Below are 26229 nucleotides of genomic sequence, written 5' to 3'. Positions count from 1 at the left end.
TTACGCGCGCCGCCCGTCGTCACCCGATGAGCGGAGCAGCTCCCCTTGCGCTGAGAACCGAACGGAGACGCCGTGACTGCGACGCCGGACGTACGGCTGCACGACCCCCTTCCCGGCACCGGTTGCCAGTACGCGGCCGCCCCGAGCCACGACGAGGTCGGCGAGCCCGTCAGCGCTGCGCGCACGGTGACCCCCGAGCAGGTCGACCTCGCGGTGGTGCAGCTGCGGGAACGCCGTGGCCGCACCGCGGCCGAGCAGATGCAGGCGGTGCTGCGGGCGCTCGACCTCACCGTCGCACCCCGCAACGAACATCGACGTTAACGGCGCTCGCCGCCCATTGCCCGGAAGGCGGGCGGCACCCGAGAGTGGTGACGTGAGCGCCGACCCCGTCCCCGCCGATCCCGCCCCGAGCGAGACCACCCAGGACCGCGAGTACGGCGACCGCGTGGTCGCGGTCGAGCCGGGCGGGAACGAGCCGATCCCCGCCGCCGAGCGGCACGGCAGGCCCCGTCAGCTGTTCTGGACCTGGACCTCGCCGAACCTCGAGTTCGCCACGATCTTCCTCGGCGTGCTGTCGGTGTCGGCGTTCGGGCTGACGTTCCCGCAGGCCGTCGCGGCGGTCCTGCTCGGCAACGCGATCTCCGCGGTGGCGCACGCCCTGCTGTCGGCACGCGCGCCGTCGGCCGGGGTGCCGCAGATGGTGCTCGGCAGGCTCGCGTTCGGCTACCGGGGCAACGCGGTGCCCTCCGCGCTGATGACGATCACCTCCGGGTTCGGTTGGTTCGCCGTGAACAGCGTCAGCGCCGCGTTCGCCCTCGACGCGCTCACCGGGATCCCCGCGGCGGCCTGCCTGGTCGTCGTCGTGCTGGTGCAGATCGGCATCGCGTTCGTCGGGCACAACCTCGTGCAGGCGTTCGAGCGGCTCGCGTTCCCGGTGCTCGCGGTCGTGTTCGCGATCGGCGCCGTGATCGTGCTCGCCCGCTCCGATCCGGGCGCCGTGCCCGACGGTGGTGGCACCGGTGGCGTCGGCGGGTTCCTGCTCACCGTGGGCGCGGTCGTCGGCTACACGGCGGGCTGGAGCCCGTACGCGGCCGACTACGCGCGCTACCTGCCGGCCGACTCCTCGCGGCTGCGCACCGGGCTCGCGGCCGGGCTCGGGCTCTTCGGATCGACGAGCGTGCTCATGATCGTCGGAGCGGCGTCGGTGAGCGCCACGGCCGCGGCCGGGATCGTCTCGGACAACCCGGCCACCGCGTTCGTCGGCGTGCTGCCCGGCGCGCTCGCGGCGCTGACGCTGCTCGCGATCGCGCTCGGCGCCGTGGCCGCCAACGTGCTGAACGTCTACTCGGGCGCGATGGCCTTCCTCAGCGCGGGCGTGGACGTGCCGCTGCGCTGGGCGCGGGCCGTCGTGGCCCTCGCGTTCGGGGTGGTCGGCTTCGTGATCGCGGTGCTCGCCCTCGCCGACGCCGCGCACAGCTACGAGGCGTTCCTGCTCGTGATCGTCTACTGGATCGGGCCGTGGCTCGGCGTCGTGCTCACCGACCAGTACCTGCGTCGCGGGCGGCTGCCGGTGGAACTGCTCTACGACCGCGCGCACCGCAACCACGCGGGGCTGGTCGCCCTCCTGGTGGGCATCGGGGTCTCGGTGCCGCTGTTCTCCAACCAGGTCCTGTTCACCGGGCTCGTCCCGCGCCTGGCGCCCGGCGTCGGCGACGTGACGTTCCTCGTCGGGTTCGTGCTGGCGGCCGGCGTCTACGCGCTGCTGTTCCGGCGGGTTGCGGCGCGCACGGCGGGACCCGCAGAGTGACGCCCGTGGCTCTGGACCCCCGCACGCTGCTCGAGACCGCGCTCGAGGAGGCCCGCGCCGGCCTCGACGAGGGCGGCATCCCCATCGGGGCGGCGCTCTTCGCCGCCGACGGCACGCTGCTCGGGCGCGGGCACAACCGGCGCGTGCAGGACGACGACCCCTCGACGCACGCCGAGACGGCCGCGTTCCGGGCCGCCGGGCGGCAGCGCGACTACCGCGACACGGTGATGGTCACGACCCTCTCCCCGTGCTGGTACTGCTCAGGGCTGGTGCGCCAGTTCGGGATCGGTGCGCTCGTCGTCGGCGAGGCGCGCACGTTCTCCGGGGGGCACGACTGGCTCGCCGAGCACGGCGTCGCCGTCACCGTGGTCGACGACGAGCGCTGCGCGACGCTCATGACCGACTTCATCGCCGCCCGGCCCGAGCTCTGGTACGAGGACATCGGAGAGGTTCGCTCATGATCCCCACCATCGACCTGGCCACGTGGCGCGCGGGCGACCCGGCCGTCGGCCCTGCCGTCGACAGCGCTCTGCAGCGGGCGGGCTTCCTGCTGGCCGCCGGGCACGGCGTCGACGACACCCTGCGCGCCGACGTGCGCGCTGCGGCACGGCGCTTCTTCGCGCTGCCCGTCGAGGTCAAGCAGCGCTACGCGGTGCGCATCGGGGGCCGGGGCTGGCTCGCGCCCGGCGTGGAGGCCAACGGCAACGTCGAAGGCGCCGAGACGCCGCCCGACCTCAAGGAGTCGTTCGCGGTCGGGCCGGAGACGCCGACCGGCGACGCCGCCGTCGACGCGGTGTGGTTCCCGCCGAACGTCTGGCCCGCCGAGGTGCCCGAGCTGCAGGCGGCCGTGCAGCGCTACGTCGCCGCGATGACCGCGGTGTCGCGGGAGCTGCTGGAGCTGTGCGCCGACGCGCTCGGCCTGCCGCGCGACGCCCTGACCGCGCTCGCGGACCACCCCACCTGGACGTTCAACATCAACCGCTACCCGCCGCTCACCGAGGTCGGTGAGCCCGCGCCGGGGCAGTTCCGCATCGGCGCCCACACCGACTTCGGCACGGTCACGGTGCTCGACCGCGAGCCGGGTGCGGGTGGGCTCCAGGTGGACGTCGACGGCACCGGCTGGACCGACGCGCCCTACGACCCGGCCGCCTTCACCGTCAACATCGGCGACCTGCTCGCGCACTGGACCGGGCTGCGCTGGCGCTCCGGGCGGCACCGCGTGCTCCCGCCGCAGCCGGACGCGCCGCACGAGGAGCTGATCTCGCTGGTGTTCTTCTTCGAGCTCGACCACGACGCGCTGGTCACACCGCTCGCCCCGCCGCTGGGTCGACAGGCGGACCTGTCGCCGGTCGTCTCCGCGCCGTTCCTGAAGGAGCGCCTGGACGCGATCTCGGTCGGCTAACCAGTGCCCCCCACCGGCACCGACAGCTTGTCGACCATGACCTGCTGGACCTGCTGCAGGACCCGCTCGTCACCGCGGACACCGATCGACTCGATGCCCGCCAGGTGGCCCGGCAGCTCGACGTAGCGGATCAGGTCGATCATGTCGTAGCCCTCCGCGGTCCGGAACTCGATGCGCACGTCGACACCGGGGTGGCCGGCCACAGTCACCGCGTCGATGCGGGTCACCCGCCCGCTCTTGGTGGCCGCCGTGTTCAAGGCGCCCTGGCGCGCGTCGGCCACGTAGCCCTCGGGCACCGGGAACACGCCGAACCACGTGACCACGCTGGCCGGCGCGCCGATCGCCTGGAAGGCGGTGGCGCCGTCCGGGGTGTCCGGGCGTGGCGCCGGGGTGCCGAACATCCACGCGCTCACGCCGCTGTCGGGGTCGCTGACCGGCAGGACGGGCTGCGGTTCCCAGCCGCCCGCGACCCACTCCGCGTACAGCGCGGTCTCCCCGTCCGATCCGACCGGGCCGGGCGTGTCGGGGACGGGCACCGGCCGTGCGACGGGCGCGGGTCCCGCCGTGGCCCAGCCGTCCACCGCCACGGTGCAGCCGGTGAGGGCGGCGCCCGCGGAGAGGACCACGGCGGCGGCGCGGGCGAAGCGGGTGACCCGGGTCCCCTGGCGCAGCGAGCCGGCGGCCGGGACGTCGGACGGGGCGGGACGGGACATCGGAACCTCCGGGCGGTGGTGCGGACACCCGTGATGACCGCGGCCCGCCCTGCGCGGTTGGGGCGGCCCGCGAAATCCGGCGGGTTCCGCGGAACGGCCCCGCCGCAGCGGGCGCGTCGTTACCGTCGGCACGTGCCCCCAGCGAGCGGCGTGCGGGCCCCCGCCACCCGGGACCAGGCGGACGCCTACCGGTTCGGCCTGCGGCGGCTCGAGGCGGCCCTCGTGCGCGGCGACCCCGTACCGCTGCACGAGCAGATCCGCTCGCAACGCCGCGCCGCGCTCGCCGGCGTCGTGCTCGGCCTGCTCGGGCTGTGCGCCGCCGCCGTGCTCGCCGCCGTGTCCCCGCGGCCGGACTGGACCCGGCAGGCCGTGGTCGTCGGCGCCGGGTCGGGCGCGATGTACGTGGTGGCGCACGGGCCGGACCGGCTCGTCCCGGTGGCGAACCTGCCTGCAGCCCGCCTGGTGCTGGCGGCCCTGCGGGCAGGCGGGAGCACGGACGCCGATCCGGCCGGCGCCACGCCCGTCCGCGTCCCGGACGCCGCGCTCGACGCCGCTCCGCGCACGCCCACGGCCGCGGTCCCCGGCGCGCTGGCCGTCCGCCCGGACGGACCGCCGGTCCCGCCCGGGTGGGCGGTGTGCGACGCGGTGACCCCGGAGGGCGCGCTCACCGCCACCACGGTCGTCGGCGGCACGGCGCCGATCGGGGCCGCGCCCGCGGGGGAGGCCGTGCTGCTCGCCGACGCCGACGCGACCACGTGGCTCGTCACCGGCGGTCGGCGTCACCGCGTCGACGTGGGCGACGGCCGGCTCGTCGCCGCGTTCGGGCTCACCGGGCGCGTCCCGCGGGAGGCCGCGCCCGCCCTGCTGACGGTGCTGCCGGAAGGGCCGCCGCTCGTCACGCCCGTGGTGCCGGACCGCGGTGAGCCTGCTCCCGGCGGCCTGCCCGGTCGGGTCGGCGACGTGCTGGTGGCGCGCCCGGTCGGTGGCGCGGAGCAGCACTACGTCGTGCTGGCCGGCGGGTTGCAGGCGGTGCCCGCGCTGCCGGCCGAGCTGCTGCGGGTGGCGTCCGGGCAGGCGCAGCCGACCCCGGTCGGGGCGGGGGAGCTGGCCGGCGCCGCGGTGGTGGAGGAGCTCGCGGTGCACGGCTGGCCGCCGGGTGCCCCGCCCGTGCGGGAGCCCGCGGACGCGCCCGTCGTCTGCCGGACGTGGGGCGCGGACGGCGGTGCGGACGGCGGTGCGGACGGCGGCGTGTGGACCGGGTCCGCCCTGCCCGTCGGGGAGCGGTCCCCGGTGGTGCTCGCGCAGGCCGACGGGCCCGGTGAGCGCGTCGACGCCGTGTCCGTCGGCCCGGGTGGGGCGGTGCGGGCCACCGCGCCCGGCAGGCCGTCCGGCGGCCCGCTCTGGCTCGTGTCCGCCACCGGCGTGGCCTACGGCGTCGCCGACGACGCCACCGCCGCCGCGCTCGGCATCACCGCCGTCGAGCCCGCACCGGAGGCGGCCCTGCGGTTGCTGCCCACCGGCCCCACGCTCGATCTCGCGGCGGCGAGCCGGACCGTGGACGTCCTGCCCGGGTAGCGGTCAGCGGGGGCGCGGGCGCGGCCGCCCGCGCAGCACCGCGGCCGCCGCACCGGCCGCGGCGAGCAGGATCGCCGCGACCACGAGGTCGAGCGGGCGCAGGGCGGGGGCCGGTGGGTCGGGCTGCGGGTCCGTACCGGGCAGCGCCGCCAGCACGGGCGCGTCCGCGGGCTCTGGCGTGAGCCGGACGGGCAGGGCGGTCAGCGCCGCGACCGGGTCGACGACGCCGTGGCCGAGTGCGCCCCGCAGGTCGGGCTGCCTGCGGGCCGTGGCGAGGATCCGGTCCACGACCTGCGCCGCGGTCAGCTCGGGGAACCGTTCACGCACCAGCGCGGCGACGCCGGCGACCCACGGCGCCGCGAAGCTCGTGCCGTCGAGCCCGTCGACCGTGCCGCCGCCCACGGCGAGCGAGCGCAGGCCGGTGCCCGGGGCGGCCACGTCGACCCACGGGCCGGGCATCGTGAACGGGGCGGGCGCGCCGTCGGGGGCGACGGCGCCGACCGTGAGCACGTCCTGGTCGAACCACCCCGGTAGCGCGACCTGGCCGGGGACGTCGAGGGCGCAGGACCCGGTGCCGACGTTGCCCGCCGCCGCGACCACCACGACGTCGGCGTGGGCCGCGAACCGCAGCGCGGCCTGCAGCGCGGCGCCCGCGCCGGCCGCGCGCGGCGCGGGCAGGCACACGGCCTCGGAGATGTTCACGACGCCTGCCCCGGCGCGGACCGCGAGCACGACCGCCTCCGCGAGGGTCTCGGTGTCGCCTGCCGGGCGCAGGCCCCCGTCCGGGGCGGGGACGTCGAACGACGGGCTGGACTGCCGGATCGAGAGCAGCCGGGCCTGCGGAGCGATCCCGATCGGCGCGCCGGTGCGCTCGCCCGCCGGAGCCGCGGCCGCCAGCAGGCCCGCGACGGCGGTGCCGTGCCCGTCGCAGTCGTCGAGGCCGTCGCCGCCGGTGAGGTAGTCACCGCCGCCGCTCAGCCGGGAACCCAGGAGCGGGTGCGGCGCCACCCCCGTGTCGATCACGGCGATGAGCTGGCCCCGGCCCGTGGCGAGCCGGTGCACCTCCGTCAGCCGCATCGTGTCGGCGGCCTCGTCGGCGGCCTCGACGACGGCCGACCGGGTGTCCGTGCGCGGGGGCGTGCAACGGGCGGGCGCGCGCAGCCCCTCCGCAGGCCCGGGAGGCCGGCCAGGGGGCGGGGTGACCCGGACCGGTGGCGGGGCGGGCGGCTCGGGCAGGGCCCGCGCCTCCTCCGCGATCGCCCGCGCACCCGGATCCGCGGCCGCCGGCGGAGCCGCGGCCACGAGGAGGAGTGCCACCAGCCCGATCCCCGCGCCGAGCCGACGGTGATCGATCCGAGGTCCGCCCGTTCGCCCGCGCGGGGGCGCGGAGCCGGAACTCGCGACGATCATGACGTCATGATCGTCCCACCGCTTCCGGGCGGATGATCCCGGCTCGGCCACGTCCTACAGCCCGCGCACGAGCCGGAACAGGTCCATCGCCGCGAGTGCGAGCGGGACGGCCGCGGCGGCCAGCAGACCGTCGAGCAGGTCGACCGCCCGCCGCGACACCGGGGAGCCCGCCGGACGGCGCCGCGCCACCGCGAGCACGCCTGCCAGCACCACCGCGAGCAGCACGCCCACCGCGACGGCACGGGCGTGCGGCTCCGGTCGGGTGAGCGCGAGCCCGGCGAGCCCGGCCAGGCCGGTGACGGCGCCGCCGAGCAGCGTGCGCGACGGCGCCGCGTCGGCGAACCCGCGCGCCCGCAGGGCGAGGACCACGATGACGACGCCCGCGAGAGCAGGCCCCGCCCACCCGCCGCCGTGCGCCGCCAGTAGCGCCGCCGCGGCCGCCACCGCGGCGCAGCCGCCGACGAGGCCCGCGAGGTAGCCGCGGGCGAGATCGGAGCGCTCGGCGAACTCCTCGGGCGGCAGGAGGTCGGGTGCGTCGGCGTCGGCCAGCTCGGAGCCGTCGGCGGGCACGACCGGGCGTGGCAGCCCCGAGAGGCGCAGCGCGGCGCGCGGCAGCAGCGGCCCGACGACCACCATGAGCGCCCCCACCGCGGCCGCGACCGCGGAGGGCGGGGCGGCCCGCAGGACGGCGACGGCGCCCAGCCCCACGGGCACGGCGGCCACCACGACGGCGACGAGCGCAGGCGCCACCACACGCAGGGCGACCTGCGCGACCGCCGCCACGACGCCGGCCGCCGCGGTGGCGAGCAGCAGCGGCCCGGCAGGTGGCACGCCGGGCAGCGCGGCCCAGCCCGCGGCGGCGGCGAACGGCACCGCAGCGAACGCCGCGGTGCGTGCCGCGAGCCGCGGGTGCGCACCCGCGGCCGGGGCGAGGAGCGACCGCCGGGCGAGCCGGGCGGCGAGGAGCACGGCAGTGCCCGCCGCGGCCGCGGCGACCGCCGCCCGCAGCACGGCGCCGTCGGCGGGGCCGGTGGCCAGCAGCGCGGCGGCGACGGCGGCGACCACGACGACCGCCGCCGCGCCGAACCGCCGGTCCGGGCCGCCCGCGGCGCCCGCCGTGGCCGCCAGAGCGTCGACCGGGTCGTCGAACACCGGTGGCGGCGGTGGCGGCGCGTCGGGTGCGAGCCGGAGCAGCTCGCCGTCGGGCACGCCGAGCTGGGCGAGCGTGGCCCCGGGCGGGAGCGGGCCGCCCACCGCCCCCGACAGCCGCCACGGCTCCGGCCGCAGCCCGAACACCGGCTCCCCGACCAGCTCCAGCAGCATCGGGACGAGCTCGGCGACGGGAACGTCGACCGGCAGCGCGACGTCGACCCGGGCCCGCGGCGCCAGCACCGTGAGCCGGCAGTACTGCGTCTCCTGGGCGGCGCTGCGCATGTGGGCCCTCCGCGGCGCCGGGGAGGACGAGTTCTGCCGAACGGCCCCGGCGCAGGCCGTCGGCTGCCTAGCATCGCAGCGGCGGTGGGTTCGGCGTGGGCGTTCCGCGGAACTCGTCCGGGCGGATCGGCGCAGCCGCGGGGGGAGGGGCGATGACGGTCGTCGGAGCCGGGCGCGCCCGCCGCGTGCCACCGCCGATGCCGGGCGGCGAGCTCGTCCTGGAACCGCCGCCGGAGCCCGAGCGCGTCGTCCCGGCGGGGGTGCTCGCCCGGCTGCTGCCGTTCGTGATGCTGCTCGGATCGGTGGGGTTCATCGCGGTCCTCGGCGTGCAGAACCCCACGTCCTGGCTGTTCGCGGGGATGTTCGCGGTCTCCACGCTGGGCATGCTGGCCACCGGCGCAGGCCGGGGCGGGGGCAACCGCGCGGCGAGCACCGACGAGGACCGGCGCGACTACCTGCGCTACCTGGCGGTGCTGCGCGGGCGGGTGCGGGGCATCGCCGCCGAGCAGCGGGCGGCGCTCGAGTGGGCGCACCCGGACCCGGCCGCGTGGCCCGCGGTGCTCGCCGCGGGGCGGTTGTGGGAACGCGGCCCCGCTGACCCGGACTTCGCCCACCTGCGGGTCGGGCGCGGCGCGCAGCGCCTCGCCACGCGCCTGGTGGCCCCGCAGACCGGCCCCGTCGACGGCCTGGAACCGGTCACCGCCCTCGCATTGCGCCGCTTCCTGCTCGGGCACTCGGTCGTCCCGGACCTGCCGGTGGCGCTGTCGCTGCCGTCCAGCAGCACGGTGTGGCTCGAGCCCGCGCACGGGGCGGGGCTGGACCAGGTGCGGGGCCTCGCCCGCGCCCTCGTCGCCCAGTACGCGCTGTGGCACACCCCCGCGCACGCCCTGCTCGCGGTGGTGGCTCCCCCCTCGCTGGCGCACGAGTGGGAGTGGGTGAAGTGGCTCCCGCACGCCGCCCACCCGCGCCGGCGCGACGCCGTCGGTCCGCTGCGGATGGTCACCGCCGACGCAGACGACGTGCGCCGGTGGTGGCTCGGCGAGCTCGCCGGGCGCCCGGCCGGGCCGGGGCCGGGGGAGCCGCACCTGCTCGTCGTCGTCGACGACGTCACCGAGGGCCCGGGTCCGTGGGCGGGCGTCGCCGGCGTCACGGTGCTGCGGGTCGGCGCGCCGCCGGGCAGGCGCGCGGCGCCGTCGGTGGTGCGCCTGCTGGTGGCACCCGACCGGCTGCAACGCGGCGGCGAGCCGCCGTCCGAGATCGGCACGCCCGACCAGCTGGCGGTCGCGGAGGCCACCGCGCTCGCCCGCAGGCTCGCCCGGCACCGCACCACCGAGGACACCGGGCCGGGGGAGCCGGGCCGGGCCGCGACCGGGCTCCCCGCGCTGCTCGGGCTCGGGCCGGGTCCGGAGGGGATCGCCGCGCTGCGCGCGGGGCGGGCCCGTTCCGATGCCGACCGGCTGCGGGTCCCGATCGGCGTCGACGAGCACGGCGGCGTCGTCGAGCTCGACCTCAAGGAGGCGGCACAGGGCGGCAGCGGGCCGCACGGGCTCTGCGTGGGCGCCACCGGCTCCGGGAAGAGCGAGCTGCTGCGCACGCTCGTGCTGGGGCTGGCCGCCGCGCACTCCTCGGAGGAGCTGAACCTCGTGCTGGTCGACTTCAAGGGCGGCGCCACGTTCCTCGGCCTCGCCGGCCTCCCCCACGTGTCCGCGGTGATCACCAACCTCGCCGACGAGCTCGGCCTCGTCGACCGCATGGCCGACGCCCTCGCCGGGGAGATCACGCGCAGGCAGGAGCTGCTGCGGGCCGCGGGCAACCTCGTAGGCGTCGCGGAGTACGCGGCCGCCCGCCGGGCCGGAGCCGACCTGCCGCCGCTGCCCGCGCTGTTCGTGGTGGTCGACGAGTTCTCCGAGCTGCTCGCGCAGCGGCCGGAGCTGATCGACCTGCTCGTGACGATCGGGCGGCTGGGCCGCTCGCTCGGGCTGCACCTGCTGCTCGCCTCGCAGCGCCTCGAGGAGGGACGGCTGCGCGGGCTCGAGTCGCACCTGTCCTACCGCATCGCGCTGCGCACGTTCTCGGCCGCCGAGTCCCGCGCCGTGCTGGGGGTCCCCGACGCGCACCGGCTGCCGTCCGCGCCCGGCTCGGCGTTCCTGGCCACCGGCACGGGCGAGCTCGTCCGGTTCCGGGGCGCATACGTGTCCGCGCCCGGCGCGCACGTGCCGCGGCCCGCGCCGCGCGGCAGGCCCCGCGCGTACCCGTTCCGGGTCCGCCCGCTGCCCGCCACCGCCCCCGATGCGCCCGACGTGGGCAACGGGGACGCTCCCACCGTCCTCGACGCGGTCATCGCCGCGATGGCGGGCAGCGGGCCGCCCGCCCACCGGGTCTGGCTCCCACCGCTGGACGCGCCGCCCCCGCTCGACGCCGTGCTCGGCGACGTGCGCCCGGTGCCCGGCCGGGGGCTGTCCGCGCCGCGGCGGCCCGCGCTGCAGGTGCCCGTGGGCGTGGTCGACCGGCCTTACCAGCAACGCCGGGACGCGCTGGTCGTCGACCTGGCCGGGGCGGCGGGGCACCTCGCCGTGGTCGGCGGGCCGCGCAGCGGGAAGTCGACGGCGTTGGCGAGCACCGTGCTCGGGCTCGCCCTCACCTGCACCCCTCACGAGCTCGGCGTGCACGTCCTCGACTTCGGCGGCGGCGCGCTCGGGGCGCTGGCCGGCCTCCCGCACGTCGGCACGGTGGCCGACCGCCAGCAGCCAGAGCTCGTCCGGCGCGTGGTCGCCGAGTTCGCCGCGGTGCTCGCCCGCCGCGAGCGGCTGTTCCGCGACGGCGGCATCTCCTCGGTCGAGGAGTTCCGGGCGCGGCGAGCCGCAGGCGGGTTCCCCGGAGAACCGGCCACGGACGTGCTCCTCGTCGTCGACGGGTACCTGGTCCTGCGCGGCGAGTTCGACGACCTGGAGGCCCGGCTGCTGCCGCTGGCCGCGCAGGGCCTGTCCTACGGACTGCACCTCGCGGTCTCGGCCACCCGCTGGACCGAGCTGCGTCCCGCCCTCAAGGACCTGCTGGGCGGGCGGATCGAGCTGCGGTTGGGGGAGGCGGCCGAGTCCGAGGTCGACCGGCGTCGCGCCGCCGCCGTCCCCGACCGCCCGGGCCACGGGCTCGCGATGGACGGCGCCTCCACCGTCGTCGCGGCCCCGCGCCTGAGCGTCGGGGCCGCCGATCCCCTCGCACTCGCCGACGCGATCGCGGCGGCCTGGCCGGGTCGCGGGTTCGCCCCGGCCCGGCTGCTGCCCGGCTGCGTCGCGCTCGACCGGCTGCCGCCCGCGGCACCCGGCTCCGCGGACGATCGCGCCGGAGCCCTCCCGCTCGGCGTCGACGAGGAACATCTGGCGCGCGTCGAGCTCGACGCGGCCGCGGAGCCGCACCTGCTCTGCTTCGCCGACGCCGAGAGCGGCAAGACCGCGCTGTTGCGGCTCCTCGCGCACGGCGTCACCACCCGGTACGCCCCGGAGCAGGCGCGCATCGTGCTGGTCGACCACCGGCGCACCCTGCTGGGCGCGGTCCCGGCCACCCACCTGATCGGCTACGCCAGCACCGCCGAGGCCACGGCCGCTGCCGCGGGGGAGGTCGCGGCGTCGCTGCGCAGGCGGCTCCCCGGGCCCGACGTCACGCCGCGGGCCCTGCGGGAGCGGAGCTGGTGGAGCGGGCCCGACGTGTTCGTCCTCGTCGACGACTACGACCTCGTCGCCCCGGGCGGTGGGGCCCCGAACCCGCTGCTCCCGCTCGCGGAGTTCCTGCCGCAGGCGAAGGACGTCGGCCTGCACGTCGTCGTCGCCCGGCGCTGCGGCGGCGCGGCCCGCGCGCTGTTCGACCCCGTCCTCGGCCGGCTGCGCGAGCTGGCGGCGCCGGGCATCGTCATGAACGGCGACCCGGACGAGGGCGCGCTGGTCGGCGCCGTGAAGCCCGCGCCAGGACCCCCGGGCCGTGGGGTGCTGGTCGACCGCCGCCGCGGCACGCGCCGCATCCAGCTGGCGTGGCTGCCGCCCGACGATGGATGACCGGCGCCCCGTGGGGCCGGTCCGCTGCTCGCAGGGCCGGAGAACGGCCGCAGGGCTCCACGGCGGGGTGGTGGGGTCCGGGTGAGCGGCGCGCCCGTGCGGGTGGCCCTCCAGGAAGGGGCGGACGTCGTCCGGGTCGCCGCCGGCGGCGACGGCGCGCCGTGGCTGCTCGCCGAGCTGCCGGCGCCCGGCCCCGGCACCGCGGCGCTGCTCGCCGAGCTCGTGGGTCCGGCGCCCGAGGAGCTCGTGCTCCTGCACCCCGGGCGGTGGCCGGACGCGCGCGCCCGGGAGTGGGCGCAGCGCCACGCCGGGCTGGCGGCGCGGGTACGGGCCGTTCCGGCGCCGCTCGCCGCCGCCGGGCGGGGCGGGGTCGCGGTGCTCGACGTCGGGGCCGCGGGTGCGGAAGCGGTGTTGCTGGCGCCGGACGGCGGCGTCCGCGCCTGCGCCACGGCGGACGTGGGTGGCCGGACGCTGGACGCGCTGCTGGCCGCGCGCTGGGCGCGGGACGCCTGCGTCGCCCGCGAGCTGCGGGAGGCCCTGTCGTTGCTGCCCGTCGTCGACGGCATCACCGCGGACGAGCTGGACGCGGTGCTCGCCGGCCTGCTCGGCGCGGCGGTGGACGCGTTGCGCGCCGTGCTGGCGGGCGCTCCCGAGGTGCCCGTGCTGCTGGTCGGCGGCGTTGCCCGCAGCCCGCTGCTGGCCCGGCTGGTCGACGCGGCGGGCATCACCGGGGCCGTGGTCGCGCCGCGTCCGGACGCCGCGGCCGTGCTCGGGGCGCTGGCGCACCCCGGCGTGCCGCCACGGGCCCGCGAGGTCGTCGTGGGTCCCGACGAGCACGGTCCCGGCGGCGAGGGGCCCGGTGCCGCGGTGCGCGAACCGGAGGCCTCCGCGCCGGTCGAGCCCCTGCTCCCGCCGCTCCCACCGCGGCGGCACCGCCCGCTGCGCACCGCGCTGCGCACGATCGCCGCGACGGCCGCCGTGGCCCTGCTGCTCGCCGCCGGACGACTCCTCGCGCCGCCGGGCGGCGGCGAGGTGGCGGCGGGCGTGCTCGTGCAGTACGGCTACCGGCTCGACGTGCCCGCGGGCTGGGAGCACACCGGCGGCCTGCCGGAGCGGCGCCGGGTCCTGCTCACCCCGGTGAGCGCGCCCGAGGGCAGCGACCTGATCGCGGTCGAGAGCTCCCCGCTCGGCTACGACGTGGCGGCCGAGCCCGAACGGGCGCGCGCCGAGCTGCGTGCGGTCTTCGACACCGCGGTCGCGCACGGCTCGGCGCTGTCGGGCTACGACCCGGACGCGCGGTTCGCCGGCCGCGTCGTCACCTCCTACCGGCAGCAGGACGGGCGCAACGTCGTGGACTGGTTCGTCGTCCTCGACGGCGACGCGCAGCTCAGCGTCGGCTGCCGGCACACCGCGGCGGGAGCGGCGGCCGTGGCCGCGGCGTGCGCCGTCGTCGTCGGGTCGGTCCGGGGTGCCTGAACGGGGCCCGGTGTTCACACCTGCACACGTTTTCCCGGGTTCCGCCCCGCGCGGGGCTTCCGCGGTGCGAACGTGCGCGGGACAGGTTCCCGCTTCACACGGACTGGGGTGATCGGCATGGCCGAGGGGTTCGGCACGAGCGTCGAGGAGATGCAGCGCGCGGGCAAGCACGTGCTCGCGGTGAACGACACCGTGCAGGCCGATCTGGCCACGCTGCGGTCGCGGCTCGGGCCGCTCGCCGGTGCGTGGCGCGGGGAGGCCTCCACGGCGTTCCTGGCGTTGATGGGCCGCTGGGACGCCGATGCGAAGGCGCTCGGCGAGGCCCTGCGCGGGATCGGCGAGTCGATCCAGGGCTCGGGGGCGAGCTACCAGGCGCAGGAGGCGCAGCACGCCGGTGACCTGTCGGCCATCCGCGCGGCGCTGGGCTGAGGGGGGACGATGTCCGAGATCAAGGTCACGTTCGGTGCGCTCGAGGCGGCGCGCGCCGATGTCGGGGGCACCGCGACGCGCATCTCCGAGCGGCTCGAGGAGCTGAAGCGGTACCTCGCACCGCTGGTCGCGTCGTGGGAGGGGCAGGCCGCCACCGAGTACCGGGAACGGCAGGGCCAGTGGGACGCTGCGGCCGCCGACCTGGCGGCGGTGCTGGCCCAGATCGGCGTCGCACTGGGCACGGCCAACGAGAGCTACCGCCAGGTCGAGCAGGTCAACGCGGCGCGCTGGCGCTGACCGGAGCGTCCCGCGCCGGCCCGTCCGGCGCGGGGCACCGGCGTGTCCGAGGGCCGTCCGCGGCCCGGGTGGGGGGCGTTTTGACCCTGCTCCGCAGCGGCGGGTACCCTCGTTCTTCGATGTGCGGCGGGTGGACACCCGCGGTCGTGCCACCACGGCCCGCAGGGCCCGTCACCGGGCCCGGCGCCCCAGCATGCCGCACTCGCGCACCAGAGGCAGCTCCCACGAGCAGACGACAGCGACGAGGTAGGTCCGTGCCCACGTACAGCCCCAAGCCCGGCGAGATCACCCGCGCCTGGCACGTGATCGACGCCACGGATGTGGTGCTCGGCCGCCTCGCCACGCACGCCGCCACCCTGCTGCGCGGCAAGCACAAGCCGACGTACGCGCCGCACATGGACACCGGCGACTTCGTCGTCATCGTCAACGCCGAGAAGATCGCGGTGTCCGGCACCAAGCGCGACGACAAGTTCGTGTACCGCCACAGCGGTTTCCCGGGCGGGCTGAAGCAGCGTTCGGTCGGCGAGATGATCGAGAAGCACCCCGACCGGCTCGTCGAGAAGGCGATCAAGGGCATGCTCCCGAAGAACCGCCTCGGCCGGGCCATGGCCAAGAAGCTCAAGGTCTACGCCGGCCCCGAGCACCCGCACGCCGCGCAGCAGCCGGCCGCGTTCGAGATCACCCAGGTCGCCCAGTGACCGCGCCAGAAGAGGGACAGCCCGTGACCACGCCCGAGCCCGAGTCCGACATCGAGGCCGTCGAGGCCGTCGAGGAGGCCGCGGTCGACGCCGAGGCCACCGAGATCGCCGACGCCGCCGACGCGGCCGACGCCGACGTCGACGCCACCGAGGAGTACGACGCCGACGCCGACGCCGACCTCGACGTCGAGGTCGACTCCGACTTCGGCGCACTGCCCGAGGTTCCGGCCGCCGTCTTCGGCGACCGACCGATCCAGACCGTCGGCCGCCGCAAGGAGGCCGTGGTCCGCGTGCGGCTCATGCCCGGCAGCGGTGCCTTCCGCCTCAACGGCAAGGCGCTCGAGGAGTACTTCCCGAACAAGCTGCACCAGCAGCTGATCCGGGAGCCGCTGGTCACCGTCGAGAAGACCGAGCGGTTCGACATCTTCGCCAACCTCAAGGGCGGCGGCACCTCGGGCCAGGCGGGCGCGCTGCGCCTTGCGATCGCGCGTGCGCTGATCGAGGCCGACTCGGAGGACCGCCCGCCGCTGAAGAAGGCCGGCTTCCTCACCCGTGACCCGCGCGTCATCGAGCGCAAGAAGTACGGCCTCAAGAAGGCCCGCAAGGCGCCCCAGTACAGCAAGCGCTGATCACTTGAGCGAACGGCGTCTGTTCGGCACCGACGGCGTCCGCGGATTGGCCAACGGCGAGCTCCTCACCCCGGAGCTCGCCGTGGCGCTTTCCGCCTCGGCCGCGCGCGTGCTGGCCGAGCGGAACCGCTCGCGCCGGCCCGTCGCCGTCGTCGGCCGGGATCCGCGTGCGAGCGGGGAGATGCTCGAGGCCGCGGTCGTGGCCGGGTTGTCCGCGGCCGGCGCCGACGCGGTGCGCGTCGGCATCCTGCCCACGCCCGCGGTGGCCTACCTGGTCGGTGAGCTCGGGGCGGACTTCGGGGTGATGATCTCCGCGTCGCACAACCCGATGCCGGACAACGGCATCAAGCTGTTCGCCGCGGGTGGTCACAAGCTCCCCGACTCGGTCGAAGGCGCGGTCGAGGCAGGCCTCGGCGCCGCGGCCGAGCGGCCGACCGGCGCGGGCATCGGGCGCGTGCGGGATCTGCCCGACGCCGTCGCCCGGTACCGGGACCACCTCCTCGCCGCCACCCCCACCGCTCTGGGCGGGCTGCGCGTGGTGGTCGACTGCGCCCACGGCGCGGCGTCCAGGGTGGCCCCGCAGACCTACCGGGGCGCGGGCGCCGACGTGGTCGCGCTGCACGCCGAGCCCGACGGTCTCAACATCAACGACGGCGTCGGGTCCACGCACATCGGCGCGCTGCGCGAGGCCGTGCGGGCACACGGCGCCGACCTCGGCATCGCGCACGACGGCGACGCAGACCGCTGCCTGGCCGTCGACGCCACCGGCGCCGAGATCGACGGCGACCAGATCATGGCCGTGCTCGCCGTCGCGATGCGCGAGGCGGGCGAGCTGACCCACGACACCCTGGTCGCCACCGTCATGAGCAACCTCGGCCTGCACCTGGCGATGCAGGAGGCGGGCATCGCGGTGCGCACCACGGCGGTCGGTGACCGGTACGTGCTCGAGGAGCTGCGCGAAGGCGGGTTCAGCCTCGGCGGCGAGCAGTCGGGGCACGTCGTGCTGCCGCGCTACTCGACCACCGGTGACGGGCTGCTCACCGCGCTCCGGTTGATGGCCCGCATGGCGGCCACCGGGCGCTCCCTCGCCGAGCTCGCCGCGATCGTCACACCGCTGCCGCAGGTGCTGCAGAACGTCCAGGTCGCCGACAAGGCCGCCGTGGCCGGGTCGGAGGCCGTGCGCGAGGCGGTCGAGAAGGCGGAGGCCGAGCTCGGGGGCTCCGGGCGCGTGCTCCTGCGGCCGTCGGGCACCGAGCAACTGGTCCGGGTGATGGTCGAGGCCCCCACCGCCGAGCAGGCGCAGGCCACGGCCGGCCGGCTGGCAGAGGTCGTGGCCGCGGCCGGATAACCCCCGAGGATGCACGTTGGAGCCATCCTGCCGCTGAGAGGCGCGGAAACCAGCAGTACGGCTCCAAGGTGCGGGTTGTCGCGTTCGGGCCTGCGCTGTCGCCTGTTCGGGCACCATCGGGGGCATGCCGTCCGAGCTGCACCTGGATCCCGACCGGTTGCACGCCCACGCGTCGGCGGCGGCGGGCATGTCGGAAGAGTTGCGAGGTGCACTGCACGGGGCGCCGGACGCCGCGGATACCGACACGGAGCAGGAGCGGCTCCGAGCCGTCGTCGGCGCCGCGGTGCGCGAGTTGGCGGGCCTGAGCGCGGCGCTGGCAGGGGCGGCGAGCGCGGCGAGCTCGACGGACGCGGAGGTCGGTCGCTCGCTGCGCGAGATCCTCGGGCGGGAGCGGGCGTGAACCGGGCGCCGCAGCCCGACGAGGACCCCGCGTTGCGGGTCGCCCGCTGGTGCGGCGGGCTCGCCGAGGTACTGGCCGACGTCGGGCGCCGGGTCGCGCAACTCGGGGAGCAGGTCGCGCGCGACTGGCCGGACCCGTACGGCCGGGAGTGGGCGGACCGCACCGCGGAGGTGGGCGGCGCGCTGCGCAGGGAGTCGGGGGCCGCGCAGGAGCTGGCCGAGGCCTACGCGCGGCAGGCGGGGCAGTACGGCTTCCCGACCGCGGCGCCCGCCGGCGCCGGCGGGGTCGCCACCCGTCGCACGGGAGCCCGGCTCGCGGGCACCGACGCCGACCGCGTCGACGACGAGCGCGGGATGCGGATCGCCGAGATGCCGCCGCCGCCACCGCCCGGCTGAGCAGGGGACGCCGTCAGTCGTGAGCGGCGAGCGTGGTGCCGGGCACCTTGCCGTCCACGAGGACGTCGACGCGGTCCTCGTCGCAGAGGTGGTGCAGCAGGAACGCGGTGACCAGGGCCCGGGTGAGGCGCCGGGTCTTGGCGTCCGGGCTCCCGGAGAGCACGAAGTCGCTCCAGTGCACGCCGCCGAGGAAGCCCGTGTGCGAGGCCTTCGTGAGGGTCCGGAGCCGGACGGGGCCACCGGCCGCGGCGGCCACCGGCTCCGCGTGCCCGGCCGCGGGGGAGACGGTGTCGCGGCCGGCGGCGAGGTGCAGCACCGGCACGGTGACGCCGCGCGCGGCGTCCAGCGCCGACGGGTGGGTCTGGGCCAGCGCGATCGTCACGACGGCCGCGACGCGCGGGTGGCCCTTGGCCGCGACCAGCGCGGCCCCGCCGCCGATGCCGTGCCCGGCGAGGGCGGTGCGCCGGGCGTCGACGCTGATGCGGCCGTCGCCGAGGCGCACCCCGGCGCAGACGTCGAGGGTGGTGCGCAGGTCGGCCGCGAACCCGGCGTGGCTCGGCAGCAGACCGCGGTGGCTGCCGGGGGCGGCGGCGACGATGCCCCAGGACGCCAGGTGTCGCAGCAGGTCGGCGTAGCGCTCGGGGGGCTGCAGCCAGTCGTGCCCGAACGCCACCGCGGGCAGCCCGAGGCCCTCCTCGGGGGCGAAGACCACCCCCGGCAGCCCCACCATCCCGAGGTCCCCGCGCAGCACCGGGTGCGGGCCGGGTCGGGACAGGTGCTCGACGGCGTCCTTGGCGCCGCGCACCTCGGGCGGCCGGGTTGCGGGACGGGTGCGGGTCACAGCGCGCACGCTACCGCGCGGGCGCACCGGGGCAGGGGACGCGCGGCGTCGGACGAACGGCACTTTCGTACCGCTCCGTCGGACGCCGTGCATCCCGGCGGGATCGGAGTGCCGTTCGTCCAGATCGACGGGTGCGCGCGCACCCGCCTAGTCTCGCCCGCATGTCGGGGACGGACTGTCGATGAGGGGTGTCTGGACCGCGCAGCAGGTGCGGGACGCCGAGGCCGTGCTGCTGGACCGCACTCCGGAGGGCGCGCTGATGCGCCGGGCCGCGTTCGGGCTCGCGGTGCACGCCCGCCGGATGCTCGCCGCGGGAGGGCGGGTGGCGGGGCGTCGCGTCGTGCTGCTGGTGGGTGCGGGCGGCAACGGGGGCGACGCACTGTGGGCGGGGGTGGAGCTGCGCAGGCGCGGGGTGGGCGTCACCGCGGTGCTGCTCGACCCCGACCGGGCGCACCCCGCGGGGCTCGCGGCGCTGCGCCGCGCGGGCGGCAGGGTCGTGGATGCGGGGTCGGGGCTCGTCGCGGAGCTCGGTGCCGACCTCGTGGTCGACGGCATCGTCGGCATCTCCGGGCGCGGGGCGCTGCGCGAGCCGGCGGCCGGCCTGGTGGCCGCGGTCGAGCGCGCGGGTGTCCCCGTGCTCGCCGTCGACCTGCCCAGCGGTGTCGACCCGGACACCGGCGCCGCGGACGGTCCGGCCGTCACGGCCACCGCGACCGTCACGTTCGGCGCGCTCAAGCCGGTGCACGCGCTCGCGGCCGCGCGCTGCGGCCCGGTGCACCTGGTGGACATCGGGCTGGGCCCGGTGCTGCCCCGGCCGCACGCGTTCGTGCCGAGCACCGGTGACGTGGCCGCCCGCTGGCCGGTGCCCGGTCCGGCCGACGACAAGTACAGCCAGGGTGTCGTGGGCATCGCGGCCGGCTCGGCCACCTACCCCGGCGCCGCCGTGCTCGCCACGGGCGCCGCGGCGCTGGCGACCAGCGGCATGGTCCGGTTCGCGGGCAGCGCCGCGCCCGGCGTCCGCGACCACTGGTCGGAGGTCGTGACCACCGGGTCCGTGCAGGACGCGGGTCGGGTCCAGGCGTGGGCGGTCGGGCCGGGCATCGGGGTCGACGACGCGGGCCGCGCGGTCCTCGCCGAGACGATCGCGCGTGACGTGCCGCTGTGCGTGGACGCCGACGCGATCACGCTGCTGGCGCGCCACGCGGACCTGCGCGCGGCGCTGCGCGGCCGGCCCGTGGTGATCACGCCGCACGACCGCGAGTTCGCCCGGGTGGCGGGCGAGGTCGGCGCGGACCGGATCGGCGCCGCGCGCCGGGCCGCGGCCGACCTGGGGCTCACCGTGCTGCTCAAGGGCAACGCCACGGTCGTCGCCGACCCCGGTGGGCGGGTCCTGGTGCACCCGGCGTCGTCGTCGTGGGCGGCGACGGCGGGCTCCGGTGACGTGCTGACGGGCATGACCGGAGCGCTCCTCGCGGCCGGCCTGGAGCCGTGGTGGGCCGCGACGTGCGCCACCTACGTGCACGACGTCGCCGCCGGCATCGCCGCGAAGGGCGCCCCCGCACCGGCGTCGCGCCTGCAGGCCGCGATCCCGGCGGCGATCCGCGCGATCCGGACGAACGGGGCGTCCTCCGGGCGGTGAGCCGGCGCGAGCGCCGCTGCCGGGCCGGGGGCCCGTCGCCGGATGCGATGATGCCCCCGTGGTGGATCCGTCCGGCAGCAGCCCGCGGGCCGAGGCCGTCGTCGACCTGGCGGCGGTGCGGCACAACGTCGGCGTGCTCCGGCGGGCCGCGCCCGGCGCGGCCGTGATGGCGGTCCTGAAGGCGGACGGGTACGGCCACGGCGCGGTGCCGGTGGCCACGGCGGCGCTCGAGGCCGGCGCGTCCTGGCTGGGTGTCTGCACGCTCGAGGAGGCGCGCGCGCTGCGCGCGGGCGGCATCACCGCCCCGCTGCTCTCGTGGCTGCACCTGCCGGACGAGGACTTCACCGAGGTGGTGGCCACCGGGGTCGACCTGTCGGTGTCGTCGCCGCGGCACCTCGCGGCCGTGCTCGACGGGGCGCGGCGCGCCGAGCGGCCGGCCCGGCTGCACCTCAAGGTCGACACCGGGCTGAGCCGGGGCGGCGCCCAGCCGGCCGACTGGGGCGACCTGCTCGACGGCGCAGCGAAGGCCCAGGCCGACGGGAGCGCGCAGGTCGTCGCGGTGTGGTCGCACCTGGCGAACGGCGACTCGCCGCAGCACCCCTCGCTGGACCTGCAGGCCGCCCGGTTCACCGCGGCGTGGCGAGCGGCGCGCGAACGCGGGCTGACCCCGATCCGCCACCTGGCCAACTCGGCGGCCACCCTCACCCGTCCCGACCTGCACTTCGACCTGGTGCGGGCGGGGATCGCGGTGTACGGGCTGGACCCGCTGGACCGGCAGCCCGCGGATTCCCCGCTGCGGCCGGTGATGACGCTGCGGGCGCGGGTGGCCCTGGTCAAGCGGGTCCCGGCCGGCGAGGGCGTGGCCTACGGCCACGAGTGGACCACCCCGTGCGACACGACGCTGGCCCTCGTCCCGCTGGGCTACGCCGACGGCGTGCCGCGCAGGATGAACCGCGCGGGCCGGATGCGGGTGCTGCTGGGGGGTGCGCTGCGTCCGGTCGTCGGGCGGGTGAGCATGGATCAGGTCGTGGTCGACTGCGGGGACGGTGCGGCCGTCCGGGAGGGTGACACAGCGGTGTTCTTCGGGCCGGGTGACGGCGGTGAGCCGACCGCCCAGGACTGGGCGGACGAGCTCGGGACGATCCACTACGAGGTCGTGACCGGCGTCCACGACAGGCGCGTCGCGCGCACGTACACCGGGGTCGCCGGGTGAAGCGCGGGCAGGTCTGGGGCGCCGTCGCGGGGGCCGCCGGTGCGGCGGCCGGCGGGGTCGCCGTCGGGGTGGCGGCGCGGAAGCACTCGCGGATCGCCGCGGAACGCAGGCGCCTCGCCGCGCAGCTGTCCGAGGAGCCGCCGCAGCTCGCGGGGCTGCCCGAGAGCGAGCCGTCCTCCGTCACGGCCGACGACGGTGTGCGCCTGTCCTGCGAGGAGATCGAGGCCCGCGACGGTCGCGCCGCGCTCACCGTGGTGCTCGTGCACGGCTTCGCGCTGGACCGGCGCACCTGGCACTTCCAGCGCCAGTCGCTGCCCGCGCTCACCGACCCGTCGATCCGGGTGGTGCTCTACGACCAGCGCAGCCACGGGCGCTCCGAGCGCGCCCCGCGGGAGAGCTGCACCATCGAGCAGCTCGGTCATGACCTCGACGCGGTGATCCGCGCCCTCGCCCCCGACGGCCCGCTCGTGCTCATCGGGCATTCCATGGGCGGCATGACGATCATGGCGCTCGCCGAGCAGAACCCGGAGCTGTTCACCGAGCGGGTCGTCGGCGTGGCGCTGGTGTCGACCTCGGCGGGCGAGGTCGCGAGCGCCGGGCTGCCCGGCACCCTGCTGTCGCGGCACAACCCGCTCACCCGGGGCGTCGGGTTGCTCGCCCGGCTGCAGCCGACGCTGGTGGAGACCGCGCGCCGCGCGCTCGGCGACGTCCTCTGGTCGCTCACCCGCAGCTTCGCCTACGGCGACCGGAACGTCGCCCCGTGGCTCGTCGACCTCGTCGACACGATGATCGGCGTCAACGCCGTCGACGCCCTGATCGACTTCACCGACACCGTGGACAGCCACGACCGCGTCGCCGCGCTGCCGGCCCTGGCCACCTGCGAGGTGCTCGTGGCCGCCGGCGACGCCGACCGCGTCATCCCGGTGACGCACAGCGACGTCATCGCGGGCGAGCTGCCGCACGCCACGCTCCTCCGGTTCCCCGGGGTGGGGCACCTCCCGATGCTGGAGCAGCCCGCGCGGATGGACGAGGCGCTGATCGGCCTCATCCGCCGCAGCGCGGCCCGCGCCCCGCGCCGGTTGCGGCGGCGCGCATGACCGAGGAGCTCGAGCCGGAGCTGGAGCTGCCCGGGCCCGCCGACACCGAGGCGCTCGGGGAGCGGTTGGCGGCGTCGCTGGGACCGGGTGACCTCGTGGTGCTGTCCGGGCCGCTGGGCGCGGGCAAGACGGTGCTGGTGAAGGGCCTCGCCCGCGGGCTGGGCGTGGCCGGGCCGGTCACCTCCCCGACGTTCGTGATCGCGCGCGAGCACCGGCCGTTGCCCGGGAGCCGCGGCGTACCGCTCGTGCACGTCGATGCCTACCGCCTCGGCGGTGCCGCCGAGCTGGACGACCTCGACCTGGACACCGACCTCGGCGAGGCCGTGGTGGCCGTCGAGTGGGGCGAGGGCGTGGCGGAGCGGCTGTCGGGGCGGCACCTGCTCGTTCGCCTGCACCGCCGCCCGGACGACGTGCGCACCGCCACCGTCCACCGCGTCGAGGAGGCTCGGTGATCGAGGCCGTGATCTTCGACTGGGGCGGCACGCTCAGTCCGTGGAAGACCATGGACAACCTGGCCGGTTGGCGCCTGTTCGCCGACGTCGTGCACGCGGGCGACACCGAGCGCGCCGCCGCGCTCGCCGACGCGCTGCTGGCCGCCGAGGACGCCCGCTGGGCGACCGCGCGCGAGGAGCACCGGGCGTTCACCGTCGCGCAGGTGCTGGCCGACGCCGCGGCGCACCACCCGGCGGAGGTGGCGGCCGACGTGCACGAGGCCGCGCTCGAGGCGCACCGGGCCTACTGGACCGGTCAGCTGCCCACCGACCCCGAGGCCGGGCCGATGCTCACGACCCTGCGGGAGCGCGGGCTGCGGCTGGGCGTGCTCTCGTCCACGTCGTGGCCGCGGGAGTGGCACGAGGACCGGTTCCGCGAGGACGGGGTGCTGGACCTGTTCGACGCCTGCGTGTGGTCCAGCGACCTGGAGTGGACCAAGCCGCACCCGTCGGCGTTCCGCGCCGCCATGGACGCGATCGGCGTCACGGACCCGACCCGCTGCGTGTACGTCGGTGACCGCCCCTACGACGACATCAGCGGCGCCAAGGGCGTGGGGATGCGCGCGGTGCTGGTGCCGCACTCCGACATCCCGGCGGTGCAGCGGGTGCCGGTGGACGTGCACCCGGACGCCGTGCTCGACCGGCTGGCCGACCTCCCGGACCTCATCGCCGCCTGGTGACACGACGCTCGTAGGCTCTCCGGCGTGCTCGTTCTGGCCATCGACACCGCGACCCCCGCCGTCACCGCGGGCCTCGTCGAGGTGACCGGCGACGCGGTCCTGCTGCGCGCCGCCCGCGTGGAGCACGACGCGCGCAAGCACGCCGAGCTGCTCATGCCCGCGGTGCGGGCCGTGTGCGCCGACGCCGGTACCGCGCTGCGCGACGTCGACGCCGTCGTGGTCGGCACCGGCCCGGGCCCGTTCACCGGGCTGCGGGTCGGCATGGTCACCGCGGCCGCCCTCGGTGACGCGCTGGGCGTGCCGGTGCACGGGGTCTGCTCGCTGGACGCGATCGCCGCGGAGGCGGAGGGCGACGGTCCGCTCCTCGTCGTCACCGACGCCCGGCGCCGCGAGGTGTACTGGGCGGCCTACGACACCGCCGACACCGCCGACGGCACCGCGCGCCGCCGGGTGGACGGGCCGCACGTGCAGGCGCCCGCCGACCTCGCCGCCCGTGCCGCCGAGCTGGGGCTCAGCGCCGCCGCTGGGTCGGCGGGGCTGGTCGGGCTGCCGGTGCGGCCGCCGGAGTCGCCCTCGCCGGCAGGCCTGGTCGCGGTGGCGGCGTCCGCCCTGCGCGCAGGCGCGGCCCCGGGCCCCCTGGAACCGCTGTACCTGCGCCGGCCCGACGCGGCCGAGCCCGGTGCACGCAAGCGGGTGAGCACCTGATGCCCGCCACCGTGCAGATCGACGTGCTGCGGGAGTCGGACGCGGCGCGCTGCGCCGAGCTGGAGCGGCTGCTGTTCCCCGAGGACGACCCGTGGAGCGAGCGGGCGTTCACCGAGGAGGTGCGGGCGGGCCACCCCTATCTCGCCGCGCGCGACGGGGAACTGCTCGTCGGGTACGCCGGGCTCGGTTTCGTGGCCGGCCCGCCGCACGCCGAGGCGGAGATCCACACGATCGGGGTCGACCCGGCCCACCAGCGCCGCGGGATCGGGCGCGCCCTGCTGCGCGGACTGCTGGCCGTGGCGGACGAGCTGGCGGCCACCGTGTTCCTCGAGGTCCGCACGGACAACGACGCCGCCCGCGCGCTCTACGAGGCCGAGGGCTTCGCCGTCGTCGGGTTGCGCAAGCGCTACTACCGGCCCAGCGGCGCGGACGCGCACACGATGCGGCGGGAGCCGAAATCATGATCGTCCTCGGGATCGAGACGTCCTGCGACGAGACGGGCGTCGGGATCGTCCGGTGGGAGCGGGACGGCGCCACCACGCTGCTGGCCAACGAGGTCGCCTCCTCGGTGGACGAGCACGCGCGCTTCGGCGGTGTGGTGCCCGAGGTGGCGTCGCGGGCGCACCTGCAGGCGATGGTGCCCGCCGTGCACCGCGCGCTCGCCACCGCCGGCGTCACGGGCCGGGACGTCGAGGCCGTCGCCGTGACGGCGGGGCCAGGGCTCACCGGTGCCCTGCTCGTCGGGGTCGCCGCCGCGAAGGCCTACGCCGCCGCGTGGGACGTGCCGCTGTACGGGGTCAACCACCTGGCGGCGCACGTCGCCGTCGACACGCTGCAGCACGGCCCGCTGCCGCCGTGCCTCGCGCTGCTCGTGTCCGGCGGGCACTCCAGCCTGCTGGACGTGCCCGACCTGGCCGGGCCGGTCACCCCGCTCGGCGCCACCATCGACGACGCGGCCGGAGAGGCGTTCGACAAGGTCGCGCGGCTGCTCGGCCTGCCGTTCCCGGGCGGCCCGCACATCGACCGGGAGGCCCGCGCCGGCGACCCCGCCGCGATCGCCTTCCCCCGGGGCCTCACCGGGCCGCGGGACGCGCCGTTCGACTTCTCCTTCTCCGGCCTCAAGACGGCCGTCGCGCGGCACGTGGAGGCCTTGGAGCGGGCGGGCACGCCCGTCCCGGTGGCCGACGTGGCGGCGAGCTTCCAGGAGGCCGTGGTCGACGTGCTCACGGCGAAGGCCGTGCGCGCGGCCCGCGAGCGGGGGATGGACACCCTCCTGCTCGGCGGCGGTGTCGCGGCCAACTCGCGGTTGCGGGCGCTGGCGCAGGAGCGCTGCGACGCGGCCGGGATCGGGCTGCGCGTGCCGCGCCCGGGGCTGTGCACCGACAACGGCGCGATGGTCGCCGCGCTGGGCGCGCACCTGCTCGCGGGCGGGGCGCCGGCCAGCCCCGCGGACCTGCCGGCGGACTCCTCGCTGCCGGTCACCGAGGTGCTGGTCGGCTGA

The 26229-nt window shown here is 77.4% G+C and carries 26 protein-coding genes; 22 read left to right on the top strand and 4 right to left on the bottom strand.

The annotated features are described in order from the left end of the window. The first annotated feature begins 72 nt into the window (after positions 1-72). From FB558_RS10740 to FB558_RS10725, 4 genes are read left to right on the top strand one after another with little or no spacing between them, the layout of a single operon-like run. A complete protein-coding gene (locus FB558_RS10740; protein WP_142051141.1) occupies positions 73-321 on the top strand; it encodes a hypothetical protein in 249 nt (82 codons plus the stop codon). A gap of 52 nt (positions 322-373) precedes the next feature. Further along, positions 374-1807: a purine-cytosine permease family protein gene (locus tag FB558_RS10735; protein WP_142051138.1), complete on the top strand. Its 1434-nt coding sequence runs from the start codon at positions 374-376 to the stop codon at positions 1805-1807. Positions 1808-1812: 5 nt separating this feature from the next. Further along, positions 1813-2268 (top strand): nucleoside deaminase, encoded by a 456-nt coding sequence (locus tag FB558_RS10730; protein ID WP_211366280.1) that lies wholly within the window; start codon positions 1813-1815, stop codon positions 2266-2268. Then, positions 2265-3209, top strand: coding sequence for an isopenicillin N synthase family dioxygenase (locus FB558_RS10725; protein ID WP_142051135.1), 945 nt, complete (start codon positions 2265-2267; stop codon positions 3207-3209). Before FB558_RS10730 ends, FB558_RS10725 begins: the two co-directional genes overlap by 4 nt. On the opposite strand, the gene FB558_RS10720 is transcribed toward FB558_RS10725, so the two are convergent. Further along, positions 3206-3922, bottom strand: a complete 717-nt coding sequence (locus FB558_RS10720; protein WP_142051132.1) for a hypothetical protein — start codon at positions 3920-3922, stop codon at positions 3206-3208. The two genes, FB558_RS10725 and FB558_RS10720, sit on opposite strands and share 4 nt — an antisense overlap. A 132-nt stretch (positions 3923-4054) precedes the next feature. On the opposite strand from FB558_RS10720, the gene eccB reads away from it, so the two are divergent. After that, on the top strand, positions 4055-5497 hold the full coding sequence (gene eccB / locus FB558_RS10715) for a type VII secretion protein EccB (protein ID WP_170231271.1): 1443 nt from the start codon (positions 4055-4057) through the stop codon (positions 5495-5497). A gap of 3 nt (positions 5498-5500) precedes the next feature. Here the strand turns inward: eccB and mycP are convergent, their stop codons facing one another. Together mycP and eccD are read right to left on the bottom strand one after the other, a co-directional pair. Further along, complete coding sequence (mycP, locus tag FB558_RS10710; RefSeq protein WP_142051126.1) at positions 5501-6814, bottom strand: type VII secretion-associated serine protease mycosin; 1314 nt, start codon at positions 6812-6814, stop codon at positions 5501-5503. 147 nt (positions 6815-6961) lie between these two features. Continuing rightward, positions 6962-8341, bottom strand: coding sequence for a type VII secretion integral membrane protein EccD (gene eccD, locus FB558_RS10705; protein WP_142051123.1), 1380 nt, complete (start codon positions 8339-8341; stop codon positions 6962-6964). A 152-nt stretch (positions 8342-8493) separates the two neighbouring features. On the opposite strand from eccD, the gene eccCa reads away from it, so the two are divergent. From eccCa to FB558_RS10660, 9 genes are all read left to right on the top strand, one after another. Next, positions 8494-12390 carry a type VII secretion protein EccCa gene (eccCa, locus tag FB558_RS10700; protein ID WP_142051120.1) on the top strand — a complete coding sequence of 1299 codons (3897 nt, stop codon included), beginning with the start codon at positions 8494-8496 and terminating at the stop codon, positions 12388-12390. A gap of 81 nt (positions 12391-12471) precedes the next feature. Next, positions 12472-13866, top strand: coding sequence for a type VII secretion-associated protein (locus FB558_RS10695; protein WP_142051117.1), 1395 nt, complete (start codon positions 12472-12474; stop codon positions 13864-13866). A gap of 117 nt (positions 13867-13983) precedes the next feature. After that, on the top strand, positions 13984-14295 hold the full coding sequence (locus FB558_RS10690) for a WXG100 family type VII secretion target (protein WP_142051114.1): 312 nt from the start codon (positions 13984-13986) through the stop codon (positions 14293-14295). Positions 14296-14304: 9 nt separating this feature from the next. Next, the gene (locus FB558_RS10685; RefSeq protein WP_142051111.1) at positions 14305-14592 is read left to right on the top strand and encodes a WXG100 family type VII secretion target; all 288 of its coding nucleotides are present in this window, start codon (positions 14305-14307) and stop codon (positions 14590-14592) included. Positions 14593-14846: 254 nt separating this feature from the next. After that, positions 14847-15290, top strand: a complete 444-nt coding sequence (rplM, locus tag FB558_RS10680; RefSeq protein WP_142051107.1) for a 50S ribosomal protein L13 — start codon at positions 14847-14849, stop codon at positions 15288-15290. Positions 15291-15313: 23 nt separating this feature from the next. Next, positions 15314-15919, top strand: coding sequence for a 30S ribosomal protein S9 (gene rpsI, locus FB558_RS10675; protein ID WP_142051104.1), 606 nt, complete (start codon positions 15314-15316; stop codon positions 15917-15919). Between the two features lie 4 nt (positions 15920-15923). Further along, positions 15924-17267 carry a phosphoglucosamine mutase gene (gene glmM / locus FB558_RS10670; protein ID WP_142051101.1) on the top strand — a complete coding sequence of 448 codons (1344 nt, stop codon included), beginning with the start codon at positions 15924-15926 and terminating at the stop codon, positions 17265-17267. A gap of 124 nt (positions 17268-17391) precedes the next feature. Beyond that, complete coding sequence (locus tag FB558_RS10665) at positions 17392-17667, top strand: hypothetical protein (protein ID WP_142051098.1); 276 nt, start codon at positions 17392-17394, stop codon at positions 17665-17667. Beyond that, the gene (locus FB558_RS10660; RefSeq protein WP_142051095.1) at positions 17664-18062 is read left to right on the top strand and encodes a hypothetical protein; all 399 of its coding nucleotides are present in this window, start codon (positions 17664-17666) and stop codon (positions 18060-18062) included. Before FB558_RS10665 ends, FB558_RS10660 begins: the two co-directional genes overlap by 4 nt. 13 nt (positions 18063-18075) lie before the next feature. Here the strand turns inward: FB558_RS10660 and FB558_RS10655 are convergent, their stop codons facing one another. Next, positions 18076-18903, bottom strand: coding sequence for a dienelactone hydrolase family protein (locus tag FB558_RS10655; RefSeq protein ID WP_246106361.1), 828 nt, complete (start codon positions 18901-18903; stop codon positions 18076-18078). Between the two features lie 181 nt (positions 18904-19084). Between FB558_RS10655 and FB558_RS10650 the strand changes: the two genes are divergently transcribed. Genes FB558_RS10650 through tsaD form a run of 8 tightly spaced genes read left to right on the top strand, consistent with a single transcriptional unit; the run spans position 19085 to position 26229 of the window. Further along, complete coding sequence (locus tag FB558_RS10650; RefSeq protein ID WP_142051089.1) at positions 19085-20542, top strand: NAD(P)H-hydrate epimerase; 1458 nt, start codon at positions 19085-19087, stop codon at positions 20540-20542. Between the two features lie 58 nt (positions 20543-20600). Continuing rightward, positions 20601-21755 carry an alanine racemase gene (gene alr / locus FB558_RS10645; protein ID WP_425467988.1) on the top strand — a complete coding sequence of 385 codons (1155 nt, stop codon included), beginning with the start codon at positions 20601-20603 and terminating at the stop codon, positions 21753-21755. Then, positions 21752-22852, top strand: a complete 1101-nt coding sequence (locus FB558_RS10640; RefSeq protein ID WP_142051086.1) for an alpha/beta fold hydrolase — start codon at positions 21752-21754, stop codon at positions 22850-22852. Before alr ends, FB558_RS10640 begins: the two co-directional genes overlap by 4 nt. After that, the gene (gene tsaE / locus FB558_RS10635; protein WP_142051082.1) at positions 22849-23304 is read left to right on the top strand and encodes a tRNA (adenosine(37)-N6)-threonylcarbamoyltransferase complex ATPase subunit type 1 TsaE; all 456 of its coding nucleotides are present in this window, start codon (positions 22849-22851) and stop codon (positions 23302-23304) included. Before FB558_RS10640 ends, tsaE begins: the two co-directional genes overlap by 4 nt. Then, positions 23301-24023 (top strand): HAD family hydrolase, encoded by a 723-nt coding sequence (locus tag FB558_RS10630; RefSeq protein WP_142051078.1) that lies wholly within the window; start codon positions 23301-23303, stop codon positions 24021-24023. The genes tsaE and FB558_RS10630 overlap by 4 nt, the downstream gene beginning before the upstream one ends. Before the next feature lie 24 nt (positions 24024-24047). Beyond that, a complete protein-coding gene (tsaB, locus tag FB558_RS10625) occupies positions 24048-24728 on the top strand; it encodes a tRNA (adenosine(37)-N6)-threonylcarbamoyltransferase complex dimerization subunit type 1 TsaB (RefSeq protein WP_142051074.1) in 681 nt (226 codons plus the stop codon). Next, complete coding sequence (gene rimI / locus FB558_RS10620) at positions 24728-25192, top strand: ribosomal protein S18-alanine N-acetyltransferase (RefSeq protein ID WP_211366275.1); 465 nt, start codon at positions 24728-24730, stop codon at positions 25190-25192. Before tsaB ends, rimI begins: the two co-directional genes overlap by 1 nt. After that, positions 25189-26229, top strand: coding sequence for a tRNA (adenosine(37)-N6)-threonylcarbamoyltransferase complex transferase subunit TsaD (tsaD, locus tag FB558_RS10615; protein ID WP_142051071.1), 1041 nt, complete (start codon positions 25189-25191; stop codon positions 26227-26229). The genes rimI and tsaD overlap by 4 nt, the downstream gene beginning before the upstream one ends.

The sequence above is a fragment of the Pseudonocardia kunmingensis genome (assembly GCF_006716445.1).
Taxonomy (GTDB): Bacteria; Actinomycetota; Actinomycetes; order Mycobacteriales; family Pseudonocardiaceae; genus Pseudonocardia; species Pseudonocardia kunmingensis.
This window is presented reverse-complemented; position numbering and strand designations above follow the sequence as displayed.

Excerpts from the sequence above, each read along its gene's own strand:
- FB558_RS10725 (WP_142051135.1), top strand. The coding sequence starts at position 2,265 with ATGATCCCCACCATCGACCTGGCCACGTGGCGCGCGGGCGACCCGGCC.
- FB558_RS10720 (WP_142051132.1), bottom strand. The coding sequence starts at position 3,922 with ATGTCCCGTCCCGCCCCGTCCGACGTCCCGGCCGCCGGCTCGCTGCGC.
- eccD (WP_142051123.1), bottom strand. The coding sequence starts at position 8,341 with ATGCGCAGCGCCGCCCAGGAGACGCAGTACTGCCGGCTCACGGTGCTG.
- eccCa (WP_142051120.1), top strand. The coding sequence starts at position 8,494 with ATGACGGTCGTCGGAGCCGGGCGCGCCCGCCGCGTGCCACCGCCGATG.
- FB558_RS10690 (WP_142051114.1), top strand. The coding sequence starts at position 13,984 with ATGGCCGAGGGGTTCGGCACGAGCGTCGAGGAGATGCAGCGCGCGGGC.
- FB558_RS10685 (WP_142051111.1), top strand. The coding sequence starts at position 14,305 with ATGTCCGAGATCAAGGTCACGTTCGGTGCGCTCGAGGCGGCGCGCGCC.
- FB558_RS10665 (WP_142051098.1), top strand. The coding sequence starts at position 17,392 with ATGCCGTCCGAGCTGCACCTGGATCCCGACCGGTTGCACGCCCACGCG.
- FB558_RS10650 (WP_142051089.1), top strand. The coding sequence starts at position 19,085 with ATGAGGGGTGTCTGGACCGCGCAGCAGGTGCGGGACGCCGAGGCCGTG.
- tsaE (WP_142051082.1), top strand. The coding sequence starts at position 22,849 with ATGACCGAGGAGCTCGAGCCGGAGCTGGAGCTGCCCGGGCCCGCCGAC.
- rimI (WP_211366275.1), top strand. The coding sequence starts at position 24,728 with ATGCCCGCCACCGTGCAGATCGACGTGCTGCGGGAGTCGGACGCGGCG.
- tsaD (WP_142051071.1), top strand. The coding sequence starts at position 25,189 with ATGATCGTCCTCGGGATCGAGACGTCCTGCGACGAGACGGGCGTCGGG.